Genomic DNA, 19,857 nt, shown 5'->3' with positions numbered 1-19,857 from the left:
CTATGATGCGTAAACTGACCGCTGCCGTGTGCCTGTTTGGGGCGATGGCTCTACCTGCCTATGCTGCCGAAGTGGCCGTGTTGGATTGGCGCGCTGCGTTGATGAATACCCAGTCGGCTCAGTCATCACTGAGCCAGCTGGAAGGACAAATCGGTAGCCAGCAACGCGAAGCCGAAGCGTTGGGCGGCGAGCTGCAGCAACTGCAAACCCGCCTACAGCAGGAAGGGGAGACTATGTCCCAGTCCGAACGTGAATCGCTGATTGCCGAGCTGCAGCAGAAAGGCGGCCGCTTTGAGCAGCTGCGCCGTGAAGTGCTGCAGGCCCAGCAGGCTTCCGAGCAGCAGTTCCTGCAGGGGGCAGAAGCTAAGCTGGAACAGGCGGTAGAGCAGGTGTTAGAACGTCATAATATCGACGTGTTGGTTGAGCCTCAGGGCGTGCTGCACTCCTCGACGGACCTGCCCAACGTGACGAACGAAGTCACTCAGATTTTTGATTCGCTGAACTAATTTAATGATTACTGGTGCGGCTTAGCCGCACCACTGCTTCCTTGGGCTCTCATGACGCACGCTTCTCATCACCTCACCCTTGCGGATATCGCACGTCACCTGGACGTTGATTTCGAGGGCGACGCCGACCAGCCAATTCGTGGTTTGGCAACGCTCAAGGAAGCAGCGCCAGACCAAGTCGCATTTTTAGCCAACCGTGCGTACTTAAAAGATCTCGCTACCACCAAAGCGGCAGGGGTACTGCTGCACCCGGAGCACGGCAAGAACTGCCCTGTGCCGCGCCTAGAGATGGATAACCCCTACTTGGGCTACGCCAAGCTCTCCCAGCTATTTGATCCGCTGCCAGCGCGGGATGTGCCGGGTATTCATCCCTCTGCAGTAGTCGCAGAGGGCGTGACGCTTGGGGCCGAGGTTTGCGTCCAAGCCAATGCGGTGATTGAGTCAGGCGTTGTCCTGGGCGACCGTGTAGTGGTTGGCGCGGGTAGCGTGATTGGCGCTGACTGTGTCATCGGTGACGACACGCGGCTGCATGCCAATGTCACCGTTTGCCACGGTGTGGTCGTGGGCAAGCGAGTGATTTTACACAGCGGCTGTGTGATTGGTGGTGATGGCTTTGGGTTTGCCCATGATGGTGCGGGCTGGCACAAAATTGCTCAGCTTGGCGGCGTGGTGCTAGGTGATGATGTTGAAGTGGGCAGCTGCTCCAGTATTGACCGAGGTGCGTTAGGTGACACCGTCATTGGCAACGATGTCAAAATCGACAGCCAAGTGCAGATTGCCCACAACGTTACCATTGGGGACCACAGCGCGTTAGCAGGCTGTGTAGGGATTGCAGGCTCCACCAAAGTGGGCAAACACTGCATGTTGGGCGGTGGTGTGGGCCTATCTGGTCATCTCACCATTTGTGATGGCGTTCAGGTCACCGGCATGAGCCTAGTGACCAACTCAATTCATGAGCCGGGGGTTTATTCTTCGGGGACCGGGGCCATGAGCAACACCCAATGGCGTAAAAATGCTGTGCGCTTCAAGCAGCTCGACGATATTGCCAAGCGCTTGGCGCGGGTGGAAAAAAGCCAGCGAGAATCGTGAAGAAAGAAGGGTTTCCTGAGGGAGTAGCTTGAGGCTTAATAGCAGCAGGTTATAATCCACTGCCTTTTACCAGTAGGATTACTGGTGCGCGCCTGATACTGCTCAGGCCTTTTGTCATTTTAGAGGTCGTTACGATGGTTATGGATATCAACGAAATTCGCGAATACTTGCCCCACCGCTATCCGTTCTTGCTGGTGGATCGAGTCACGCAGTTAACCGTGGGCGAAACCATCGTTGCGTACAAAAACGTGAGCATCAATGAGCCATTCTTCAACGGCCATTTTCCTCATCATCCCATCATGCCCGGCGTACTGGTCGTTGAAGCGCTAGCACAGGTATGCGGTATCCTAGGGTTCAAAACGGTCAATAAGCTGCCGGCCGACGGCTATGTCTATTACCTCGTAGGCAGCGACAATGTCCGCTTCAAGCGTCCTGTCATGCCGGGTGATCAACTGACGCTGGAGGCGAACGTGATTCGCGGCAAGCGCGGTATCTGGAAGTTTGCCTGCCGTGCCACGGTTGACGGCGAGCTGGCCTGCGAAGCGGAAATCATTTGTGCCGAGAGGAAGGTGGCTTGATACATCCTACTGCATTGGTCGACCCAGCGGCACAGCTTGCTGATGACGTTGAGGTTGGCCCGTTCAGCGTGATTGGGCCTGACGTCACGATTGGCGCTGGCTCTGTCATTGGCCCCCATGTGGTGGTGAAAGGCCCCACGGTGCTAGGCGAGCGCACGCGTATTTTTCAGTTTGCCTCGGTGGGCGAAGATTGCCAGGACAAAAAGTACGCGGGCGAGCCAACGCGGCTGGTGATGGGTGACGATAACGTCATTCGTGAAGGGGTGACCCTCCATCGCGGCACTGTTCAGGATCGCAGCGAAACCACCATCGGTTCACGTAATCTGTTTATGGCCTACGTGCATGTAGGGCATGACTGTGTGATTGGCAATGACTGCATTTTAGCGAACCAAGTCACGCTGGCAGGCCATGTCACCCTCGGTGATCACGCTATTTTGGGCGGCCTGGCGGCAGTGCATCAGTTCTGTCACTTTGGCGATCACGCCATGGCGGGCGGCGGTTCGATTATCACTAAAGACACTCCTGCCTATGTGATGATTAACGGCAACCCGGCAGAAGCGCGCGGACTGAACCTCGTGGGGTTGAAGCGCCGAGGGTTTAGCCGCGAAGCGATTGCTGCACTCAGCACAGCCTACAAGCTGGTTTATCGTCAAGGCTTAACCGTCGAGCAGGCAGTGAGCGAAATGCGTAATCGCTTTGATTTGCCTGAAGTGGCCCTGTTCGCTGACTCCATCGAGCGTTCAACACGCGGTATCGTTCGCTAATACTCATCTAACCGGCTCTCCCGTCACTATGACACTGCAGCGCGTATACCTTGTGGCAGGCGAACTCTCCGGCGATATCCTCGGTGCGGGACTGATGCAGGCGCTGCGCGCCCGGCATCCCCAGGTGGAGTTTCGCGGTATGGGTGGCCCCCGCATGGAAGCCCAGGGGCTGGTTAGCCGCTTCCCTCTGGAAACCCTCTCGGTGATGGGCTTGGTCGAGGTACTCAAGCACCTGCCCGAACTCATCCGTGTGCGCCGTACCCTGCGTGAAGAGGCGCTGGCTTGGCAGCCGGACGTCATGATCGGTATCGATGCCCCGGACTTCAACATTGGGCTGGAGAAGCAGCTGCGTGCCGCTGGCGTCACGACGGCCCACTACGTGAGCCCCTCGGTATGGGCGTGGCGGCAGGGGCGGGTGAAGAAGATCGCCAACGCCGTGGATGCCATGCTCACGCTGCTGCCCTTCGAGGCGGACTTCTATCATCGCCACCACGTTCCCGTGGCCTTCGTAGGCCATCCGTTGGCCGACGAGCTGCCGCTGGAGAATGATCGTAACGCGGCTCGCCGTGAGCTGGGCTTAGCCTCAAACGCGCCGGTACTAGCGCTGCTACCCGGTTCCCGGGGTAACGAAATTCGCTTTATGGGCACCACTTTTTTGGACGCAGTCACGCTGCTGTGCCAGCGCCACGTGGGCTTACAGGTGGTGGTACCCGCGGCAACCGCTCAGCGCCATCAAGAGCTGCGCGAGCTGCTGGCAGGCTATCCCACGTTGGCCCAGCGGGTCACGCTGCTGGAGGGCCAAGCCCGCGAGGCGATGGTCGCCAGCGATGCGGTACTGCTGACCTCCGGTACGGCAGCGCTAGAGGCCATGCTCTGCCATCGCGCCATGCTGGTGGCGTACAAAATGGCGCCCGCGACCCATTGGCTCGCCAAACGGCTGGTGAAAACCCAGTGGATCTCACTACCCAATTTGATTGCCCAGGAGAGCGTGGTGCCTGAGCTGATTCAGCACGCGGCCACGCCGGAGGCGATTGCCGAGCAAATAGGCCAGCTACTTAGCGATGCCGAGATGCGTCACGGCCTGGAGGCGCGCTTTGCCGCAATGCATGCAACGCTGCAGCGTAATGCCAGCGAGCGTGCCGCGCAGGCCATTACCGCCCTGGTAGCAGGCGAGCTGCTGGAGGCTAAACCTGATGGCGGTTAAACCAGCGGACTTTCCACCGCTAGTCGTGGAGTATACCGGTGACTTCTTGGCCGGGGTCGATGAGGTTGGGCGTGGGCCGCTGGTGGGTAGTGTGGTGGCTGCCGCTGTGATTCTTGACCTCAAGGCCCCCATCGACGGTTTAACCGACTCCAAGAAGCTCACCGCTCGCAGGCGTGAGTCGCTGGATGTGCTGATTCGCGAGCGTGCGCTGGCCTTTGCAGTAGCGGAAGCGAGCGCAGAGGAGGTCGACTCGCTCAATATCTATCACGCGACGCATCTGGCCATGCGTCGTGCAGTGGACGCGTTAGCTCCCCAGGCGGAGTATCTGCTGGTGGATGGTAACCGGCTGCCGGGGCACGCGCTGCCGGGTCAGGCCGTAGTGAAGGGCGATGCCCGCCATCCGGCCATTGCCGCTGCGTCTATTTTGGCCAAAGTAGCGCGGGATGCGCAAATGGCCGAGCTGGATCTGCGCTATCCTGAATACGGGTTTGCGCGGCACAAGGGCTACCCCACCAAAGAGCACCTGGCAGCGCTGGAAGCCCACGGGCCGCTGGCAGAGCACCGCAAAAGCTTCGCGCCGGTACAGCGCCAGTTAGCGCTGCTGTAGCCGTTCTATTTATTTTATTTAGCGTTTTATGCTGAGAGTCCCATGACGGTTCCGTTCGTTCATCTTCGTTTGCACAGTGAATACTCTCTGGTCGATGGCTTGGTCAAACTCAAGTCACTGGTCAGCACGACCGCTGAGCGCGGGATGCCGGCGCTGGCGCTCACCGACGAAGCCAACCTGTTTGGTTTGGTCAAATTCTACAAAGCCGCCCAGGGCGCCGGGTTGAAGCCGATCATCGGCAGCGATCTCTGGCTGGCGAACCCCCACGACGAAGCCCACCCGTACCGCATTACGCTGCTGGCGATGAACGATGTGGGTTACCGCAATCTCACCGAGCTGATCTCCAAAGGCTGGACCGATGGGCAGCGCCAGGGGCGGGCGATTCTTGATAAGCAGTGGGTATTGGCGCAGAGCGAAGGTCTGATTGCCCTGTCGGGCGGGCGCGAAGGCGAGATTGGCCGCCACTTGCTCTCCGAGCACGAGCGGGAAGCGCGCCAGCTGCTGGAAGAGTGGCAGCAGGCGTTTCCCGACCGCTTCTACCTGGAGCTCATCCGCACCGGCCGCCCTCTGGAAGAGGCCTGCGTACACGCTAGCGTTCAGTTGGCGATCGAGACCGGCACGCCGGTTGTCGCCACCAACGATGTGCGCTTTCTGGAACGGGAAGACTTCTGGGCCCACGAAACCCGCGTCGCCATTGGTGAGGGTAAAGCCCTGGACGACCCGCGCCGCGAACGCCGCTATACCGAAGAGCAGTACCTCAAAAGCCCCGACGAGATGGCGGCGCTGTTTGCCGATATCCCCGAGGCGCTGGAAAACAGCGTGATGATCGCCGAGCGCTGCAGCGTCGATGTGCGCCTGGGAGAGATATTCCTGCCGGAGTTCGGCATCCCCGAGGGCATGACCCAGGATGAATTCTTCCGCAAGGTCTCCCACGATGGCCTAACGGAGCGGCTCGATTTTCTGTTCCCCGCCGAGCAGTATCCGCGCGATAGCGAGGCGTTCCGCGAGATTGATCAGCGCTACCGCGACCGGCTGGAGTTTGAGCTCAACGTCATCATTCAGATGGGCTTCCCCGGCTACTTCCTGATCGTGATGGACTTTATCCAGTGGGCCAAGGACAACAACGTACCGGTGGGGCCGGGGCGTGGCTCCGGTGCCGGTTCACTAGTGGCCTACGCGCAGAAGATCACCGACCTCGACCCCATCGGCTACGATCTGCTGTTCGAGCGCTTTCTTAACCCTGAGCGTGTCTCGATGCCCGACTTTGACGTCGATTTCTGCATGGAGAAGCGTGACAAGGTCATCGAGTACGTAGCCGACCGCTATGGCCGCAACGCGGTTTCTCAGATCGTCACCTTCGGCACCATGGCCGCCAAAGCGGTGGTGCGCGACGTGGCCCGTGCCCAGGGCAAACCCTATTCGCTGGGCGACAAGCTCTCCAAACTCATTCCTTTTGAAGTGGGCATGACGCTAGCCAAGGCGATTGAGCAAGAACCCGCGCTCAAAGAGTTTATTGGCAACGACGAAGAGGCCGAAGAGATTTGGGAAATGGCCCTGAAGCTCGAAGGCACCACCCGGGGCACCGGTAAACACGCAGGCGGCGTGGTCATTGCCCCCACCAAGCTCACCGATTTTTCGCCACTGCTGTGCGACGAAGATGGCTCGGGCTTGGTGGTGCAGTTCGATAAAAACGACATCGAGGACGCCGGGCTGGTGAAGTTCGACTTCCTGGGCCTGCGGACGCTGACCATCATCGACTGGGCGCTGGAGATGGTGGATAAGGTGCGCGACGCCGCCGGCCAGGGCCCGCTCAATATCGACGCCATCCCCCTGGACGACGGCAAAACCTTCGAGATGCTCAAGCGGGCAGAAACCACGGCGGTGTTCCAGCTCGAATCCCGCGGCATGAAGGAGCTAATCAAGCGCCTGCTGCCCGACTCCCTGGACGATATGATCGCCTTGGTAGCACTGTTCCGCCCCGGTCCATTGCAGTCGGGCATGGTGGATGACTTCATCAACCGCAAACATGGCCGGGCGGAAGTCTCTTATCCACACCCGGATTATCAGCACGACCTGTTGAAACCGGTGTTGACGCCTACCTACGGCATCATTCTCTACCAAGAGCAGGTCATGCAGATCGCCCAGGTGATGGCGGGGTACACCCTAGGGCAGGCCGACATGCTGCGCCGTGCCATGGGTAAGAAAAAGCCCGAAGAGATGGCCAAGCAGCGCTCCGGTTTCATGGAAGGGTGTGCCGCCAACGGCATCGACAAAGACTTGGCGGGCAATATCTTCGACTTGGTGGAGAAGTTTGCCGGTTACGGTTTCAACAAGTCGCACTCGGCGGCCTACGCGCTGGTGTCTTACCAAACCGCATGGCTGAAGGCCCACTACCCAGGCCCGTTCATGGCGGCGGTGATGTCCACCGAGATGGACAACCTGGACAAGGTGGTGCCGCTGATCGAAGAGTGTCGTCACTTGAAGCTGACGGTGACGCCACCGGATGTCAACGTCGGTGGCTACAAGTTCACCGTGGATACCGAAGGGCGGGTGGTGTACGGCTTGGGCGCGATACGTGGCGTCGGGGAAGGCCCGATTGGCGCGATTGTGGAAGCGCGAAACGCGGGCGGGCCGTTCAACGATCTGTTCGACTTCTGCCGCCGCATCGATCCGAAACGGATGAACAAACGTACCCTGGAAGCGCTGATACGCTCTGGCGCGTTGGATAACCTGGGGCCCAATCGGGCGGTGCTGTTCGCGGCGATGGAAGATGCGCTGAAGGCCGCTGCACAAAATCACGCCAACCAGAACCTGGGCATGATGGACATGTTTGGTGATGCCTTCGTTGCCGAAGAAGAGGCCAGCGATGTCTACGCCGAGTATCGTCATGTGCGCGAATGGACGGACCGTGAGCGACTCTCTGGTGAAAAAGACACTCTGGGGCTCTACTTGACCGGGCACCCCATTGATGAATATGAGCGCGAACTCAAGCGCTTTGTCTCCACGCGTATTAGTGACTTAAAGCCCTCTCGGGAGCCGCAGCGGGTGGCAGGCTTAGTGGTCGCCATGCGTACCATGAAGTCCAAGCGGGGCGACACCATGGCGTTTATCACCCTGGATGATCGCACTGGGCGCATTGAGGCATCGCTGTTTGGTGAACTCTTTGAGCAGCTACGCGGCCAAATTGAGTCAGACCAAGTCATTATCGTGGAGGGCGAAGTCTCCAGCGACGACTTCTCCGGCGGGCTGCGCCTGCGCGGCAAAGACGTGACGCCGATGGTGACCGCGCGGGTGCGCTACGGCCAAGCCGTTGAGCTGGCATTGGACGCTGGGCAGATTAACGGCCGGCTGGTCGAAAGCTTGCGGGATAGCTTGACACCCTACCGGGATAACACCGGCCTACCCGTGCGACTTCAATATCGCCACCCCGATGCTGTCGCTTGGCTGGAACTGGCGGAGGAGTGGAAAGTCGCGCCTAGCGATGATCTGCTGCTTGCGCTGCGCGATGTGCAAGGGCAGGTAGGCGTCCAGTTACGCTACCGTTAATCACCTAGCGTACGAGCGCCCCAGGGCGCTCGTACGGAATTGAGCGGGCATTGCCTTGCGTGGCAGGGTCAGGGTGCGATAATGGCGCCCAATATGCTCGTTTCGACAAGGCTTATTTTTTTATAGGCAGCTTACAGGCAGAGCCGATGAATCCTAACTATCTCGATTTTGAACAGCCCGTTGCCGAACTCCAGGCAAAAATTGAGGAGCTGCGTTTGGTGAGCTCCGACAGCCAGGTGAACCTCTCAGATGAGATTTCACGGCTGGAGGAGAAGAGCCGCAAGTTAACGGAATCAATCTTCAAAGATTTGACCCCTTGGCAGGTTTCCCAGCTATCGCGGCACCCCCAGCGCCCCTATACGCTGGATTATTTAGAACATATTTTTACCGATTTCGATGAGCTGCACGGTGACCGAAAATTTGCGGATGACGCTGCCCTCGTCGGCGGCATTGCCCGCTTAAACGATGCGCCGGTGATGGTCATTGGCCATCAAAAAGGCCGTGATGTTAAAGAGAAGGTGCGCCGTAACTTTGGTATGCCGCGCCCGGAAGGCTACCGCAAAGCGTGCCGCTTAATGGAAATGGCTGAGCGCTTTAAAATGCCCATTCTGACGTTTATCGATACGCCCGGCGCGTATCCCGGTATCGACGCGGAAGAGCGTGGTCAGTCGGAAGCGATTGCCTATAACCTGGCGGTGATGTCGCGCCTGAAGACGCCGATTATTTCCACCGTGGTGGGCGAAGGCGGCTCCGGCGGAGCCCTGGCGATTGGCGTGTGCGATGAGCTGCACATGCTGCAGTACTCTACCTACTCGGTCATCTCCCCAGAAGGCTGCGCCTCCATTCTGTGGAAGAGCGCCGAAAAAGCCCCCGATGCGGCCCAGGCCATGGGAATCACCGCCGAGCGCTTAAAAGAGCTGGGATTTGTAGATTCGCTGATCAAAGAGCCGTTGGGCGGCGCCCATCGTCACCCGATAGACACCGCAGCGCGGGTTAAAGACGCGCTCTCTGCCAGCCTTGAGCGCCTGCAAGCGCTGGATATTGATGCCCTGCTTGAGCGCCGCTATGAGCGCCTGATGAGCTATGGCGCCCCAGCCGCCTAAACGGCTTTTACGCTTGCTTCACGACGCCCTGGCGGAAACCCCGCCGGGGCGTTGCGTTTGGGTCGCGCTCTCCGGTGGCTTGGACTCGTCGCTGCTGCTGATGCTAGCCGCGGAGGCCTGCCAAGACAGCGGCCAAGTGCTACGCGCCCTACATGTTAATCACGGCCTACAGGCGGCGGCGGCCGACTTTGAAACCCACTGCCAACAGCTGTGTCAGCGCCTTGGCGTGCCGCTAACGGTTGAGCGTGTGGCGATTGAATCGCGAGGCGAAGGGGTAGAGGGTGCTGCTAGGCGCGCTCGCTACGCGGCCTTTGCGCAGCATGTGAAGCCGGGTGACGCGCTATGGCTTGGTCAGCATCAGGATGATCAAGCGGAAACCCTCTTGCTGGCAGCGCTGCGGGGGAGCGGTATTCGTGGGTTGGCGGGCATGCCATATCAACGGGAGTGGCAAGGCATTACGCTTGTGCGCCCTTGGCTCAGCATCAGCCGCCAAACTCTGGCTGATACGGCCCACGCTATGGCACTGACTTGGTGTGAAGACCCCACCAATCGCGATATTGAATTTGATCGCAACCGTTTGCGCCACGAAGTGCTGCCAATGCTGACTCAGCGCTGGCCTGGTGCGGTACGTTCGTTGGCCAAGAGCGCTGGCTTGGCCGGTGAGGCCGACACGCTCCTTGCCAGCTACGCCGCCGAGGAGTTGGCCGTGCTTACGTTGGGAACGGGCTGTCTCGATGCGTCAGCATTGGCCGCATTGCCGTTACCCCGTCAGCGGCTGCTCGTTCGTACGCTGTGTCAGCAGCTAAGGCTGCCCACGCCTCCACAGGCGCGTCTGGCCATCCTGCTCGGCCAGCTTACCGCCGCCCAGGATGCCCAGGTGCTAGTAGAGTGGCCCGGAGCCCAGGCCCGGGTGTGGCGGCGCAGGCTTTATCTTATGACGCCGTTGGCTGCGTTGCCGGATTGGCAAGCGCCTTGGAGCGGAGAGCCAGGGGTGAGTACTCCTCTTGGGCCGCTACAGCTTCGTCTGGAATGCGACGCCTACTTAGCAGAATCGTTCATGCTGCGCTGGCGGCAGGGCGGGGAAGTGCTCGTATTGCCTGGGCGTGGCCGACGCGACCTCAAACGCTTGCTGCAAGAACGGGCGCTTCCGCCCTGGGAGCGGGAGCGGCTGATTGTTGTGATGGCCGGAGAGCGCTGTCTGGGCGTGCTCCAACCGCCTGCCTACGTTCTGTGGCAGGCGGAAGGGGCGACGTTTCATCGCGAGGGTTAGGAGGGCGTATTCAGGTTGAACGAAAACCCGGCGTTGGCCATGAACGTCTGTTCCTGCTCTAAATCGGTGCTGAGCAGCGTGGGTTCATCGCTGGGGGGCAGCGTAATGGTGAGCGCGTCGCCATTGCTGTCAGCAGCAATTTTGGGTGGCATGGGCGCGCCTTCAGGCCGCGAATGATTAATCAGCACGGCGAGGCGTAGCAAGCGGGCAAGCTTAGCCGCGCTTGGCTGCTGTGAGGCAGGCAGCGCTTGCCACTCCTTAAGCGGGAATTTACGCCGGTGAGCACGCACTAAAAACGCCAACAAGCGCTGCTCGGGGCGAGAAAACCCGGCTAGGTCCGAATGCTCTAATAGATACGCGCCGTGGCGGTGGAACTGGCTATGGGAGATGGCTAGCCCAATTTCATGCACATGGCTTGCCCAGCTCAAATAGTGGCCCTGTTCGGCGGTTAAGCCCCACGGCTGCTTCGCTACGGCAAACAAGTGCTTGGCGGTTTCCGCCACATTTTCTGCTTGCCGGGTATCTACGTCATACACTCGCTTGAGCATGTCGAGGGTTTTGGAGCGGGTATCTTCGGCGCTGTTACGCCCCGCCATGTCATAGAGCACGCCTTCACGCAGTGCGCCGTCGGCAAAGCGCATTTGGTGAAGGTCGAAGGCTTCAAAAATGGCGCTCAAAATGGCAATGCCCGCCGGAAATACCCGAGCCCTATCGGGTTTGAGGCCGTCCAGCTCGACCTTTTCCAGATGTTTGCATTTCAACAGGCGCTCGCGCAGTTTTTTCAAGCCGCTGCGGGTAATCACCCCCTCTTGGGGCGTGTCGCCGTAAGCGTGCAGCACGCTGGCAGCGGCCTTAATCGTGCCGCTGGAGCCTACCGGATCATCCCATCCTAAGCGCTGGTAAGGGCGCTGGATGTTGGCCAGCTCTGAAAGCGCTGCCAGCTCGGCGCGGCGCATGCGCTTTTCGGTAAGTTCGCCATCGGCAAAAAAGCGTCCGGTAAACGTGACACAGCCCATGCGCAGGCTTTCCAGCGCTTTGGGCTCAAAGGCTTCACCGATAATAAACTCGGTAGAGCCGCCGCCAATATCGACAATCAAGCGGCGGCCGCTTTCGGCCAGGGCGTGGGCGGCACCCAAATAAATTAGGCGGGCTTCTTCGCGCCCGGCAATAATCTCGATGGCGTGGCCAAGCTGGGCTTCGGCGCGCTCGATAAAGGTTTGGCTGTTGTGGGCGTCACGCAGAGCATTGGTGCCCACAATACGAAGGTTAGGGCCTTCGATATCGGTTAAAAACGGCGCAAAACGGCCTAGGCAATCCAGGGCGCGCTGCATAGCGGCTTCACTGAGGTAACCGTTCTCGTCAAGTCCTGCCGCCAGTTGGACCTTTTCACCTAGTCGTGCCACTACTTGTAAACGTTCATTTTGGTAGTTAGCAACCAGTAGGTGAAAGCTATTGGAGCCAAGGTCAATGGCGGCTAGGCGCTGCGGTTCACCGCTCTCAAATTCGGCATTGGGTGCGGCGATGGGGAGCGAAATGTCCTTGGGCATGAGCTATCCTTCAAATTGGCTATGCCAAGGTTGCGGTGACCTCTAACTATTGTCAATTGCCAAAGGCTTGCGTTTGTCGCGGGCCTTGACTACCATCGAGCTACTGGCTTGATCCGAGTTGGCTTGTTCGTCTAACAAGCGCACTGACTCGGGCGCCCCGAGCAGTACGTATCCAGATGGCATCAGCCAGATGTCCAAGTCGTCAGATAACCCGCTGAAACAGCATTTTTCTGTGCCAATCAGATTAACTAGTTTGTTTGCACCCTCACGCCAAGCAGTCATTGATGTCATTGTTATGCTTTAGGCATTGTTACAGCGACTGCCCAGCTTTCACCACTCGAGCGTGTGCCTAGATGGGGTTCTGAACGCATCACTCGGCGCTTAGCCCTATATTTAGGCCAAGCCTCCTGTCTTATTCCCGGCGCCTAGCGCCTAGCTTTCATGAGCAATTTTCTAACACACCGATGAATCTCACTGAACTCAAGCAAAAAACCGTTCCCGAGCTGCTCGATATCGCCCGCGAAATGGGTATCGACAACTTAGCCCGTTCGCGCAAGCAGGACATCATTTTCGCCATCCTCAAGAAACACGCCAAAAGCGGCGAGGATATCTATGGCGACGGTGTGCTGGAAATTCTTCAGGATGGCTTCGGCTTCCTGCGTAGCGCCGACAGCTCGTACCTCGCTGGGCCGGACGATATCTACGTATCGCCCTCACAGATTCGTCGTTTCAATCTGCGCAAAGGCGACTCCATTTCCGGCAAAATCCGCCCGCCCAAAGAGGGCGAGCGCTACTTTGCCCTGCTCAAAGTTAGCCAGATCAACTTTGACCGCCCGGAAAACGCCAAGCATAAGATTCTCTTCGAGAACCTGACGCCGCTGTTTCCCACCGAGCGTCTGCGCATGGAGATCGGCAACGGGTCTACTGAAGACCTCACTGCTCGGATCATTGATCTGACTTCACCGATCGGTAAAGGCCAGCGTGGACTGCTGGTGTCTCCGCCGAAAGCGGGTAAGACGCTGATGCTGCAGAACATCGCGACGTCGATCACGCGGAACAACCCCGAGTGTCATCTGATCGTACTGCTGATCGATGAGCGCCCGGAGGAAGTCACCGAGATGTCCCGCACCGTACGCGGTGAAGTGGTCGCCTCTACCTTCGACGAGCCGCCCGCCCGCCACGTTCAGGTGGCCGAAATGGTCATCGAGAAAGCCAAGCGCTTGGTTGAGCACAAAAAAGACGTGGTGATTCTGCTCGACTCCATTACCCGTCTGGCGCGGGCCTACAACACCGTGGTGCCTAGCTCTGGCAAGGTGCTTACTGGTGGTGTGGATGCCCACGCGCTTGAGAAGCCGAAACGCTTCTTTGGTGCCGCGCGTAATATCGAAGAGGGCGGCAGCCTGACGATTATTGCCACCGCGCTGGTCGATACTGGTTCGAAAATGGACGAAGTCATCTTCGAAGAGTTCAAGGGCACCGGTAACATGGAAGCGCACCTTGACCGCAAGCTGGCTGAAAAACGCGTCTTCCCCGCGATCAACATTCGTCGCAGCGGCACTCGTCGTGAAGACCTGCTGGCCTCTGAAGAAGAAATGCAGCGCATGTGGATTCTACGCAAGCTGCTTAACCCGATGGAAGATACCGCAGCGACCGAGTTCCTGATTGATCGTCTGAAAGATACCAAGACCAATCTGGAATTCTTTGAAGCGATGAAGCGTCGTTAAGGCGCTGCATCTACTGCCATGCGTTTGCAAGAGCAGCGTCTGACAGCCGGGTTGAGGAGAGTGCTTTGAAGTATAACGACTTGCGCGATTTTATTGCGGCGCTTGAAGCCCAGGGTGAGCTAAAGCGAGTTAAAGCGGAAGTTGATCCCTACCTAGAAATTACTGAAATCTGTGACCGTACGCTGCGAGCCGGTGGCCCTGCACTGCTGTTTGAAAATGTAAAGGGCCACGATATGCCGTTACTGGGCAACCTATTCGGCACCCCGAAACGGGTAGCGCTGGGTATGGGCCAGGATTCAGTAGAGGCGCTGCGTGAAGTGGGTAAGCTGCTGGCGTTTTTGAAAGAGCCAGATCCGCCCAAAGGCCTGAAAGATGCCTGGGATAAGCTGCCGATCTTTAAGCAGGTACTCAGTATGGGGCCTAAAAGCGTTAAGCGAGCTCCTGTGCAGGAAGTCGTTTACGAAGGCGATGAAGTGGACCTCGGCCGCCTGCCGATTCAGCACTGCTGGCCCGGCGATGCGGCACCGCTTGTCACTTGGCCGCTGGTCATCACCAAAGGCCCGCATAAAAAGCGCCAGAACCTGGGGATTTATCGCCAGCAGAAAATCGCCAAGAATCGCCTGATTATGCGCTGGCTCTCCCACCGTGGCGGGGCGCTGGACTTTCTTGAGTTTCAAAAAGCCCATCCCGGTGAGCCCTTTCCTGTCGCCGTGGCGCTAGGCGCTGACCCGGCGACTATATTAGGCGCGGTCACGCCGGTGCCCGATTCGCTCTCAGAATACGCCTTTGCTGGCCTGCTGCGCGGTTCGCGTACCGAGCTGGTGAAGTGCGGTCACGCAGACCTGGAAGTCCCCGCCTCCAGCGAAATTATTCTGGAAGGCTTTATTTATCCGGACGATATGGCACCGGAAGGGCCGTTTGGTGACCATACCGGTTACTATAACGAAGTGGATCATTTCCCTGTGTTTACCGTGACGCGGATGACCATGCGCCGCGATGCCATTTATCACTCTACCTATACTGGTCGTCCACCCGATGAGCCCGCCATTTTAGGTGTAGCGCTTAACGAAGTGTTCGTGCCCATTCTATGCAAGCAGTTCCCCGAGATCGTCGACTTCTATCTACCGCCAGAAGGCTGCTCCTATCGTATGGCGGTTGTGACGATGAAGAAGCAGTACCCCGGCCACGCGAAGCGCGTGATGATGGGGGTTTGGAGCTTCCTGCGCCAGTTTATGTACACCAAGTTCGTCATCGTGCTGGATGATGACGTGGATGCGCGTAACTGGGAAGACGTGATGTGGGCGATTACCACGCGCATGGATCCCGCCCGCGACACGGTGATGGTGGAAAACACGCCTATCGACTACCTCGACTTCGCCTCACCGGTATCCGGACTTGGCTCCAAGATGGGGCTGGATGCAACGAATAAGTGGCCCGGCGAAACCGACCGGGAGTGGGGCACTCCCATCGTGATGGATGAGACGGTGAAAGCCCGCGTTGACGAGCGTTGGGATGAGCTGGGCATTGATATTCCGCTACCCACACCGCGCCACGGTTAATCGGCCGTCTGGGTCGAACGATTTTCCATAAAGAGGCTTTCATGAGCGCTAGGACGTTAACGTGTAAAACGCTAACCTGCCAAGTCACCGCCGTCGAGGATCTTAACCCTGACGTATTTAAAGTCACGCTTGCCGGTCGCGCTGAAGCAATGCAGCACGCCCCTGGTCAGTATCTTGAGCTAATGCTAGACGAGGCCACATGGGTGCCTTTCTCGATTGCTAGCTGTGATCGTGGCGATGGCACGCTGGAGCTGCAAATTCAGCACTGGCCCGAGCGTGATAACTCTCAGCGGCTGCGCCAACTGTTGCAGGTCGCCAACCAGCTAACGGTGCGCCTGCCCAGCGGTGATTGCGTGCTGGATACGCAAAGTGAGCGCCCGCTGCTGTTGATTGCCGCGGGGACCGGTTTTGCCCAAATGAAGGCCATCGTCGAAGCTGCGCTTCGTGACCAGCCCACACGGCCCATTTCATTATGGTGGGCGAACCGTGAGCACCGCGATTTGTATGCGGAAGACCTTGCCTGCGAATGGGCGCAGCAGTATGAAAACGTTGCGTTTCATGCGGTCACTGAATTCCCGCTGACCGAGCCGCTGGCGTCGGGCGAGCGCATTGCCCACCATCAGGGGCGCGTTGATTTGGTGTTAGAAAGCGAGCTGTCGAATGCACCGGTCACGCCTAGCGACTGCGATATTTACCTCTCAGGCTCACCGGGCATGGTATATGCCTGTGTGGACGTGCTGGAGCGTTTGGGCGTGGGCAATGAACGTATGTTCTCGGATGTATTTGCCTACGCACCCCGCCCTCACTAAAATAGTGGGTCACTTTCTGGCGTACGGCATACACCGTAGATACTACTGATCACTAGGAGGCTTTCATGGGCCATCACGACGATAATTTTAAAGACGATTCCGGCATTCTGTCGATTATTCTGGGCATCGTGGTATTGGTAGGTATGAGCGCATTGCCTGCTACCATTGGCTGGATTCAGGCGTTTAGCAGCTAATACTCGTCGCTAGGAAATTGAACGCTCGCGGTAATTGCTTGTTGCCATTTAGCGCGCAGGCAGGCAGGATTAGGTCATTACGTAGTACACACGTCATGTAGTACACACGTCATATTGAGGAAGTAACCATGCCACATGGCAAGCCTTTACAGCGCACTCACACCAAACCGGAAACGGTGGTTGAGGCCTGGGCGAAGGTGGGTACTTCCTATAGCTTTAACTATGCAGCGTATTGGTTTAGCCACGGTGTGCCCCTGGCCGACGTCTAGCGTCGCGCCAATAGGCACACCGCCCCGGTTGCCTGCCGCATGCAAAGAAGCCTCGGTGGGTAATCCCACCGAGGCTTCTTTCGTTTTATTAACCCTCATTTTTTCATAGGTAGATTATTAAGGAGCTGCACCATGTCTTATCGCGCCCACTCAATTGCTAGCCCCAACGCCATCCGTTATCTCGGTTATGGCTATGGCTGGCGATTTAGCGACGCGCGTTCGGTGCAAGCTGCCACCTCCGATCGTGCCCACCTGGGTGGCAAGTTGATGATGCGATGTCACGCGTTATGTCATACGAATTCGGAGAGTTAACCCTATGAATGCCCCAATCAACACCCCAATCAACACCGCTTGTTCCTCTACTGCCCAGGCTTCCACGCTTATGTCTGCGACGGCGCTGCCGCTACCCGCTGAGCTACGCCAGCGTGTGGTGGTGAATAGCACGCTGAGTGCACAAATCGACCAGCAGCGCCAAGCGGTACAGCGCATTCTCAGTGGTCAAGATAACCGTCTGCTGGTCGTAGTGGGTCCGTGCTCCATCCACGACCCGGATGCTGCCTTGGAGTATGCGGATCGGCTAGCAGCGCTTAGCGATGAGGTCAGCGAGCAGATTTTGCCAGTGATGCGAGTGTACGTTGAAAAGCCGCGCACCACGGTCGGTTGGAAGGGGCTGGCTTACGACCCTGATCTTGATGGCAGCGGCGACATGCCGCGCGGTATCGCCCTTTCCCGTGAGCTTATGCACGCCGTCGCCTCCCGCGGCCTGCCGGTGGCCACCGAGCTGTTACAGCCCATGTTAGCCCCGTACCTGGATGACCTGCTGAGCTGGGTAGCGATTGGGGCACGTACGACGGAATCCCAGCTGCACCGTGAGCTGGCCAGCGACCTCAGCGCCGCCGTAGGCTTCAAAAATGCCACCAGCGGCGATGTGCAGGTGGCCATTGATGCTATGCAGGCTGCCGCCCACTCCCATCAGCGTTTTGCCATGGATCGCCAGGGTCGCCCTATCATGCAGGAGACCGCAGGCAACCCGCACACCCACGTGGTGCTACGCGGCGGCCACGGCGAGCCCAACTACCAAGCCCACCATGTACGCAGCGCAGTTAATACACTGCGCGAAGCAGGCCAGAATCCGCGTTTGATGGTGGACTGCAGCCACGCCAATGCCCGCAAAGATCACCGCCGCCAAAGCGAAGTGATGCTGGATGTATTAGCCCAGCGTCAAGCGGGTGACGCAAATTTGGTGGCACTGATGCTAGAGAGCCATTTGTACGAAGGCAAACAAGCGTTGACGCCCAGTGCGCTACGCTACGGCGTCTCGGTCACTGATGCCTGCGTCAGCTGGGAGACCACTGAGCGCTTGCTGAAAACCGCCGCGGAACGACTGACCTAGCGCGTTGACTGCCCCGGCCAGCCCCGTATCATAAGAGTTCCTTTTGATCACGAGGTTGGCCATGGCCTTTTCCCTTGAACAGCACGACCCCGCGTCTTACCAGCGCAAAGCCCGCATTATCAGCGTGGCGATGGCCGGGCAACTGATTATTTTTGGCCTGCTGTTTTCAATGCTCCTCACCACTACCTTTGGCAGCAGCGTCTGGCTGAACGCTCTGGGCGTATTGTTGGGCCTGCTCGCCACCAGCGCTATGTTCGCTGCGTTAAGAGAGCGCCCATGGATGACTGAGGTGCGCTATGTTTGGCAGCTCAAGCATCACCTGTCGCGTATTAGCAGCTACCTACAGCCGCTGCGCCGCGCGGTGGAAGAGGATAATCGCCTAGCGCTGGATATCCTGACCTTTTACCACCAGGGCATGGCCCAGCTTGCCGAGCTAAATGGACGCACCACCGACGACGATGCCGAACGTTTAGCGGAAAAAATGCAGGTTAAAGTGAAGCGTGAAGCGTTGGGCCTACCCAAAGAAGTCACCACGTTTGACCCGCATGACTTGAGCGCTTTCAAACAAAAGTAAGTCGCGCGCAAGGGTATTACCGATGAGGGATTAACAGGGAGCGTATTCAATGAGTGCTAATGTTACGTCACTACGATTCGCCACGGCGGTGGCTGCCGGTTTACTGCTAGCGGGCTGCGCGACCAGTGCGCCCGCCCCGGAGCAGCCGGTAAAAACCACCGTGCAGAGCAGTGCACCACTGTTGCCTTCGGTGCTGTTTCCCGGTAGCGCTGAGCGCTTTCAAGCTTGGAACTGCCAACCAGCCAATCAAGACTTAGTCACGGCCGTCAATGGTGAAGAGTTACGGCTGTGGTCGCTACATGGCGCGTGGCGACTGCCTCAAGCCGTGGTGGCCAGCGGTGCCCGCTATCAAAATGGCGATATCAGCTTCTGGAACCGCGGCGATCAGGCGCAAATTGAAACGCCTCGTGGGCAATTGCAGTGCCAGCAAGGGGTTGACCGGGAGGTTGCGACCCGATCACGCCACCCAGGCGTGATGTTATTAGCCCGCGGCAACGAGCCGGGTTGGACGATCGAGCTGGCGAACGATGCGCCAGTAATGACCTGGACTACCAACTACGGCAGCGACACCACCACCATGCCTTATATGGTCAGCGTGATGGATAACGACGCGGGCCGGGTGGTGATCGAGAATGCCAACGCCGAGCAGTTTTTCCGCGTACGTATTGAGTCAGGTGCCTGTTTCGACGATATGAGTGGCGAACCCTATCCTGCTCGCGTGACGTTCACCATTGGTGGCGAACAATATAAAGGATGTGCACAAGGCATTGCGCCGTAGCCTGTCATGGCCTTGTACGGCCACTAGCCCGGATTTCTCATAGTGCTCCAACAACCTTCGCAGACCAAGCCTGGTAGTGCCAGATCCGAGTGGTCATGGTCGAAGTTGGCGATTATTTAGCCAGTTTCCGGCATTCAGGCACAACTCCCCCTTTCCCCCATTGGTATCGGGCCGGGGGAGCCCGATTATCTACTGGGGCACCAAGCGCTGAACCAGTGCTGAGAGATCGTTCTTGTGTGGATAGCTATCACTCATCAACACCCGTATTCGGCGGGTGTTGCGGATGATGACTGCGCCAACCTTGATCAGCTTCAAGCGCAAGGTGCCGGCACTCATACGTTCG

The 19,857-nt window shown here is 58.3% G+C and carries 20 protein-coding genes; 18 read left to right on the top strand and 2 right to left on the bottom strand.

The features are described 5' to 3' along the window. Positions 1 to 5: 5 nt before the first annotated feature. The 9 genes from BMY49_RS10980 (at position 6) to tilS (ending at position 10,667) form a co-directional block, all read left to right on the top strand. Positions 6 to 506: an OmpH/Skp family outer membrane protein gene (locus tag BMY49_RS10980; protein ID WP_058579694.1), complete on the top strand. Its 501-nt coding sequence runs from the start codon at positions 6 to 8 to the stop codon at positions 504 to 506. A 51-nt stretch (positions 507 to 557) separates the two neighbouring features. Next, entirely contained in the window at positions 558 to 1,595 is a 1,038-nt protein-coding gene (gene lpxD / locus BMY49_RS10975; RefSeq protein WP_089675581.1) for a UDP-3-O-(3-hydroxymyristoyl)glucosamine N-acyltransferase, read from the top strand. A 134-nt stretch (positions 1,596 to 1,729) separates the two neighbouring features. Further along, positions 1,730 to 2,173 (top strand): 3-hydroxyacyl-ACP dehydratase FabZ, encoded by a 444-nt coding sequence (gene fabZ / locus BMY49_RS10970; protein ID WP_044629712.1) that lies wholly within the window; start codon positions 1,730 to 1,732, stop codon positions 2,171 to 2,173. After that, positions 2,170 to 2,937 (top strand): acyl-ACP--UDP-N-acetylglucosamine O-acyltransferase, encoded by a 768-nt coding sequence (gene lpxA / locus BMY49_RS10965; RefSeq protein ID WP_058579686.1) that lies wholly within the window; start codon positions 2,170 to 2,172, stop codon positions 2,935 to 2,937. The genes fabZ and lpxA overlap by 4 nt, the downstream gene beginning before the upstream one ends. 28 nt (positions 2,938 to 2,965) lie before the next feature. After that, entirely contained in the window at positions 2,966 to 4,141 is a 1,176-nt protein-coding gene (gene lpxB / locus BMY49_RS10960) for a lipid-A-disaccharide synthase (protein ID WP_089675580.1), read from the top strand. Next, positions 4,131 to 4,748 carry a ribonuclease HII gene (gene rnhB, locus BMY49_RS10955; protein WP_062373289.1) on the top strand — a complete coding sequence of 206 codons (618 nt, stop codon included), beginning with the start codon at positions 4,131 to 4,133 and terminating at the stop codon, positions 4,746 to 4,748. The genes lpxB and rnhB overlap by 11 nt, the downstream gene beginning before the upstream one ends. Positions 4,749 to 4,790: 42 nt before the next feature. Beyond that, a complete protein-coding gene (gene dnaE, locus BMY49_RS10950) occupies positions 4,791 to 8,294 on the top strand; it encodes a DNA polymerase III subunit alpha (protein ID WP_062373286.1) in 3,504 nt (1,167 codons plus the stop codon). A gap of 146 nt (positions 8,295 to 8,440) precedes the next feature. Beyond that, positions 8,441 to 9,397 carry an acetyl-CoA carboxylase carboxyl transferase subunit alpha gene (gene accA / locus BMY49_RS10945; RefSeq protein ID WP_058579682.1) on the top strand — a complete coding sequence of 319 codons (957 nt, stop codon included), beginning with the start codon at positions 8,441 to 8,443 and terminating at the stop codon, positions 9,395 to 9,397. Continuing rightward, positions 9,378 to 10,667 (top strand): tRNA lysidine(34) synthetase TilS, encoded by a 1,290-nt coding sequence (gene tilS, locus BMY49_RS10940; protein WP_089675579.1) that lies wholly within the window; start codon positions 9,378 to 9,380, stop codon positions 10,665 to 10,667. The genes accA and tilS overlap by 20 nt, the downstream gene beginning before the upstream one ends. Here tilS and ppx read toward each other — a convergent pair. Further along, positions 10,664 to 12,214 (bottom strand): exopolyphosphatase, encoded by a 1,551-nt coding sequence (gene ppx, locus BMY49_RS10935; protein WP_074211051.1) that lies wholly within the window; start codon positions 12,212 to 12,214, stop codon positions 10,664 to 10,666. The two genes, tilS and ppx, sit on opposite strands and share 4 nt — an antisense overlap. Positions 12,215 to 12,678: 464 nt before the next feature. Here ppx and rho point away from each other — a divergent pair, with 464 nt between their 5' ends. The 9 genes from rho to BMY49_RS10895 all read left to right on the top strand — a co-directional run bounded on the left by rho (position 12,679) and on the right by BMY49_RS10895 (position 19,514). After that, complete coding sequence (gene rho / locus BMY49_RS10925; protein ID WP_044629703.1) at positions 12,679 to 13,938, top strand: transcription termination factor Rho; 1,260 nt, start codon at positions 12,679 to 12,681, stop codon at positions 13,936 to 13,938. A gap of 65 nt (positions 13,939 to 14,003) precedes the next feature. Next, on the top strand, positions 14,004 to 15,497 hold the full coding sequence (gene ubiD / locus BMY49_RS10920) for a 4-hydroxy-3-polyprenylbenzoate decarboxylase (RefSeq protein ID WP_062373280.1): 1,494 nt from the start codon (positions 14,004 to 14,006) through the stop codon (positions 15,495 to 15,497). A 41-nt stretch (positions 15,498 to 15,538) separates the two neighbouring features. Beyond that, positions 15,539 to 16,306, top strand: coding sequence for an NAD(P)H-flavin reductase (locus BMY49_RS10915; protein ID WP_089675578.1), 768 nt, complete (start codon positions 15,539 to 15,541; stop codon positions 16,304 to 16,306). A gap of 65 nt (positions 16,307 to 16,371) precedes the next feature. Further along, entirely contained in the window at positions 16,372 to 16,500 is a 129-nt protein-coding gene (locus BMY49_RS18030) for a hypothetical protein (RefSeq protein ID WP_269474858.1), read from the top strand. Between the two features lie 128 nt (positions 16,501 to 16,628). Next, positions 16,629 to 16,769 (top strand): hypothetical protein, encoded by a 141-nt coding sequence (locus BMY49_RS17440; RefSeq protein ID WP_161793466.1) that lies wholly within the window; start codon positions 16,629 to 16,631, stop codon positions 16,767 to 16,769. A gap of 132 nt (positions 16,770 to 16,901) precedes the next feature. After that, complete coding sequence (locus BMY49_RS10910) at positions 16,902 to 17,081, top strand: hypothetical protein (protein ID WP_044629700.1); 180 nt, start codon at positions 16,902 to 16,904, stop codon at positions 17,079 to 17,081. Between the two features lie 4 nt (positions 17,082 to 17,085). Further along, positions 17,086 to 18,162, top strand: a complete 1,077-nt coding sequence (locus BMY49_RS10905) for a 3-deoxy-7-phosphoheptulonate synthase (RefSeq protein ID WP_044629699.1) — start codon at positions 17,086 to 17,088, stop codon at positions 18,160 to 18,162. A gap of 61 nt (positions 18,163 to 18,223) precedes the next feature. After that, positions 18,224 to 18,736 (top strand): DUF3087 family protein, encoded by a 513-nt coding sequence (locus BMY49_RS10900; protein ID WP_058579676.1) that lies wholly within the window; start codon positions 18,224 to 18,226, stop codon positions 18,734 to 18,736. Positions 18,737 to 18,785: 49 nt separating this feature from the next. Further along, positions 18,786 to 19,514 carry an MliC family protein gene (locus tag BMY49_RS10895; RefSeq protein WP_074211048.1) on the top strand — a complete coding sequence of 243 codons (729 nt, stop codon included), beginning with the start codon at positions 18,786 to 18,788 and terminating at the stop codon, positions 19,512 to 19,514. Between the two features lie 189 nt (positions 19,515 to 19,703). Here the strand turns inward: BMY49_RS10895 and BMY49_RS10890 are convergent. Then, positions 19,704 to 19,857: transposase (locus tag BMY49_RS10890; RefSeq protein ID WP_175497429.1), on the bottom strand; the 154-nt coding region annotated here is incomplete at its 5' end.

Source organism: Vreelandella aquamarina (assembly GCF_900110265.1).
Classification (GTDB): domain Bacteria; phylum Pseudomonadota; class Gammaproteobacteria; order Pseudomonadales; family Halomonadaceae; genus Vreelandella; species Vreelandella aquamarina.
The sequence above is the reverse complement of the archived record's forward strand: the minus strand, read 5'-3'. Positions and strand labels throughout refer to the sequence as shown.

Excerpts from the sequence above, each read along its gene's own strand:
- BMY49_RS10980 (WP_058579694.1), top strand. The coding sequence starts at position 6 with ATGCGTAAACTGACCGCTGCCGTGTGCCTGTTTGGGGCGATGGCTCTA.
- lpxD (WP_089675581.1), top strand. The coding sequence starts at position 558 with ATGACGCACGCTTCTCATCACCTCACCCTTGCGGATATCGCACGTCAC.
- fabZ (WP_044629712.1), top strand. The coding sequence starts at position 1,730 with ATGGTTATGGATATCAACGAAATTCGCGAATACTTGCCCCACCGCTAT.
- lpxB (WP_089675580.1), top strand. The coding sequence starts at position 2,966 with ATGACACTGCAGCGCGTATACCTTGTGGCAGGCGAACTCTCCGGCGAT.
- rnhB (WP_062373289.1), top strand. The coding sequence starts at position 4,131 with ATGGCGGTTAAACCAGCGGACTTTCCACCGCTAGTCGTGGAGTATACC.
- dnaE (WP_062373286.1), top strand. The coding sequence starts at position 4,791 with ATGACGGTTCCGTTCGTTCATCTTCGTTTGCACAGTGAATACTCTCTG.
- accA (WP_058579682.1), top strand. The coding sequence starts at position 8,441 with ATGAATCCTAACTATCTCGATTTTGAACAGCCCGTTGCCGAACTCCAG.
- tilS (WP_089675579.1), top strand. The coding sequence starts at position 9,378 with ATGGCGCCCCAGCCGCCTAAACGGCTTTTACGCTTGCTTCACGACGCC.
- ppx (WP_074211051.1), bottom strand. The coding sequence starts at position 12,214 with ATGCCCAAGGACATTTCGCTCCCCATCGCCGCACCCAATGCCGAATTT.
- rho (WP_044629703.1), top strand. The coding sequence starts at position 12,679 with ATGAATCTCACTGAACTCAAGCAAAAAACCGTTCCCGAGCTGCTCGAT.
- BMY49_RS10915 (WP_089675578.1), top strand. The coding sequence starts at position 15,539 with ATGAGCGCTAGGACGTTAACGTGTAAAACGCTAACCTGCCAAGTCACC.
- BMY49_RS18030 (WP_269474858.1), top strand. The coding sequence starts at position 16,372 with ATGGGCCATCACGACGATAATTTTAAAGACGATTCCGGCATTCTGTCG.
- BMY49_RS17440 (WP_161793466.1), top strand. The coding sequence starts at position 16,629 with ATGCCACATGGCAAGCCTTTACAGCGCACTCACACCAAACCGGAAACG.
- BMY49_RS10910 (WP_044629700.1), top strand. The coding sequence starts at position 16,902 with ATGTCTTATCGCGCCCACTCAATTGCTAGCCCCAACGCCATCCGTTAT.
- BMY49_RS10905 (WP_044629699.1), top strand. The coding sequence starts at position 17,086 with ATGAATGCCCCAATCAACACCCCAATCAACACCGCTTGTTCCTCTACT.
- BMY49_RS10900 (WP_058579676.1), top strand. The coding sequence starts at position 18,224 with ATGGCCTTTTCCCTTGAACAGCACGACCCCGCGTCTTACCAGCGCAAA.
- BMY49_RS10895 (WP_074211048.1), top strand. The coding sequence starts at position 18,786 with ATGAGTGCTAATGTTACGTCACTACGATTCGCCACGGCGGTGGCTGCC.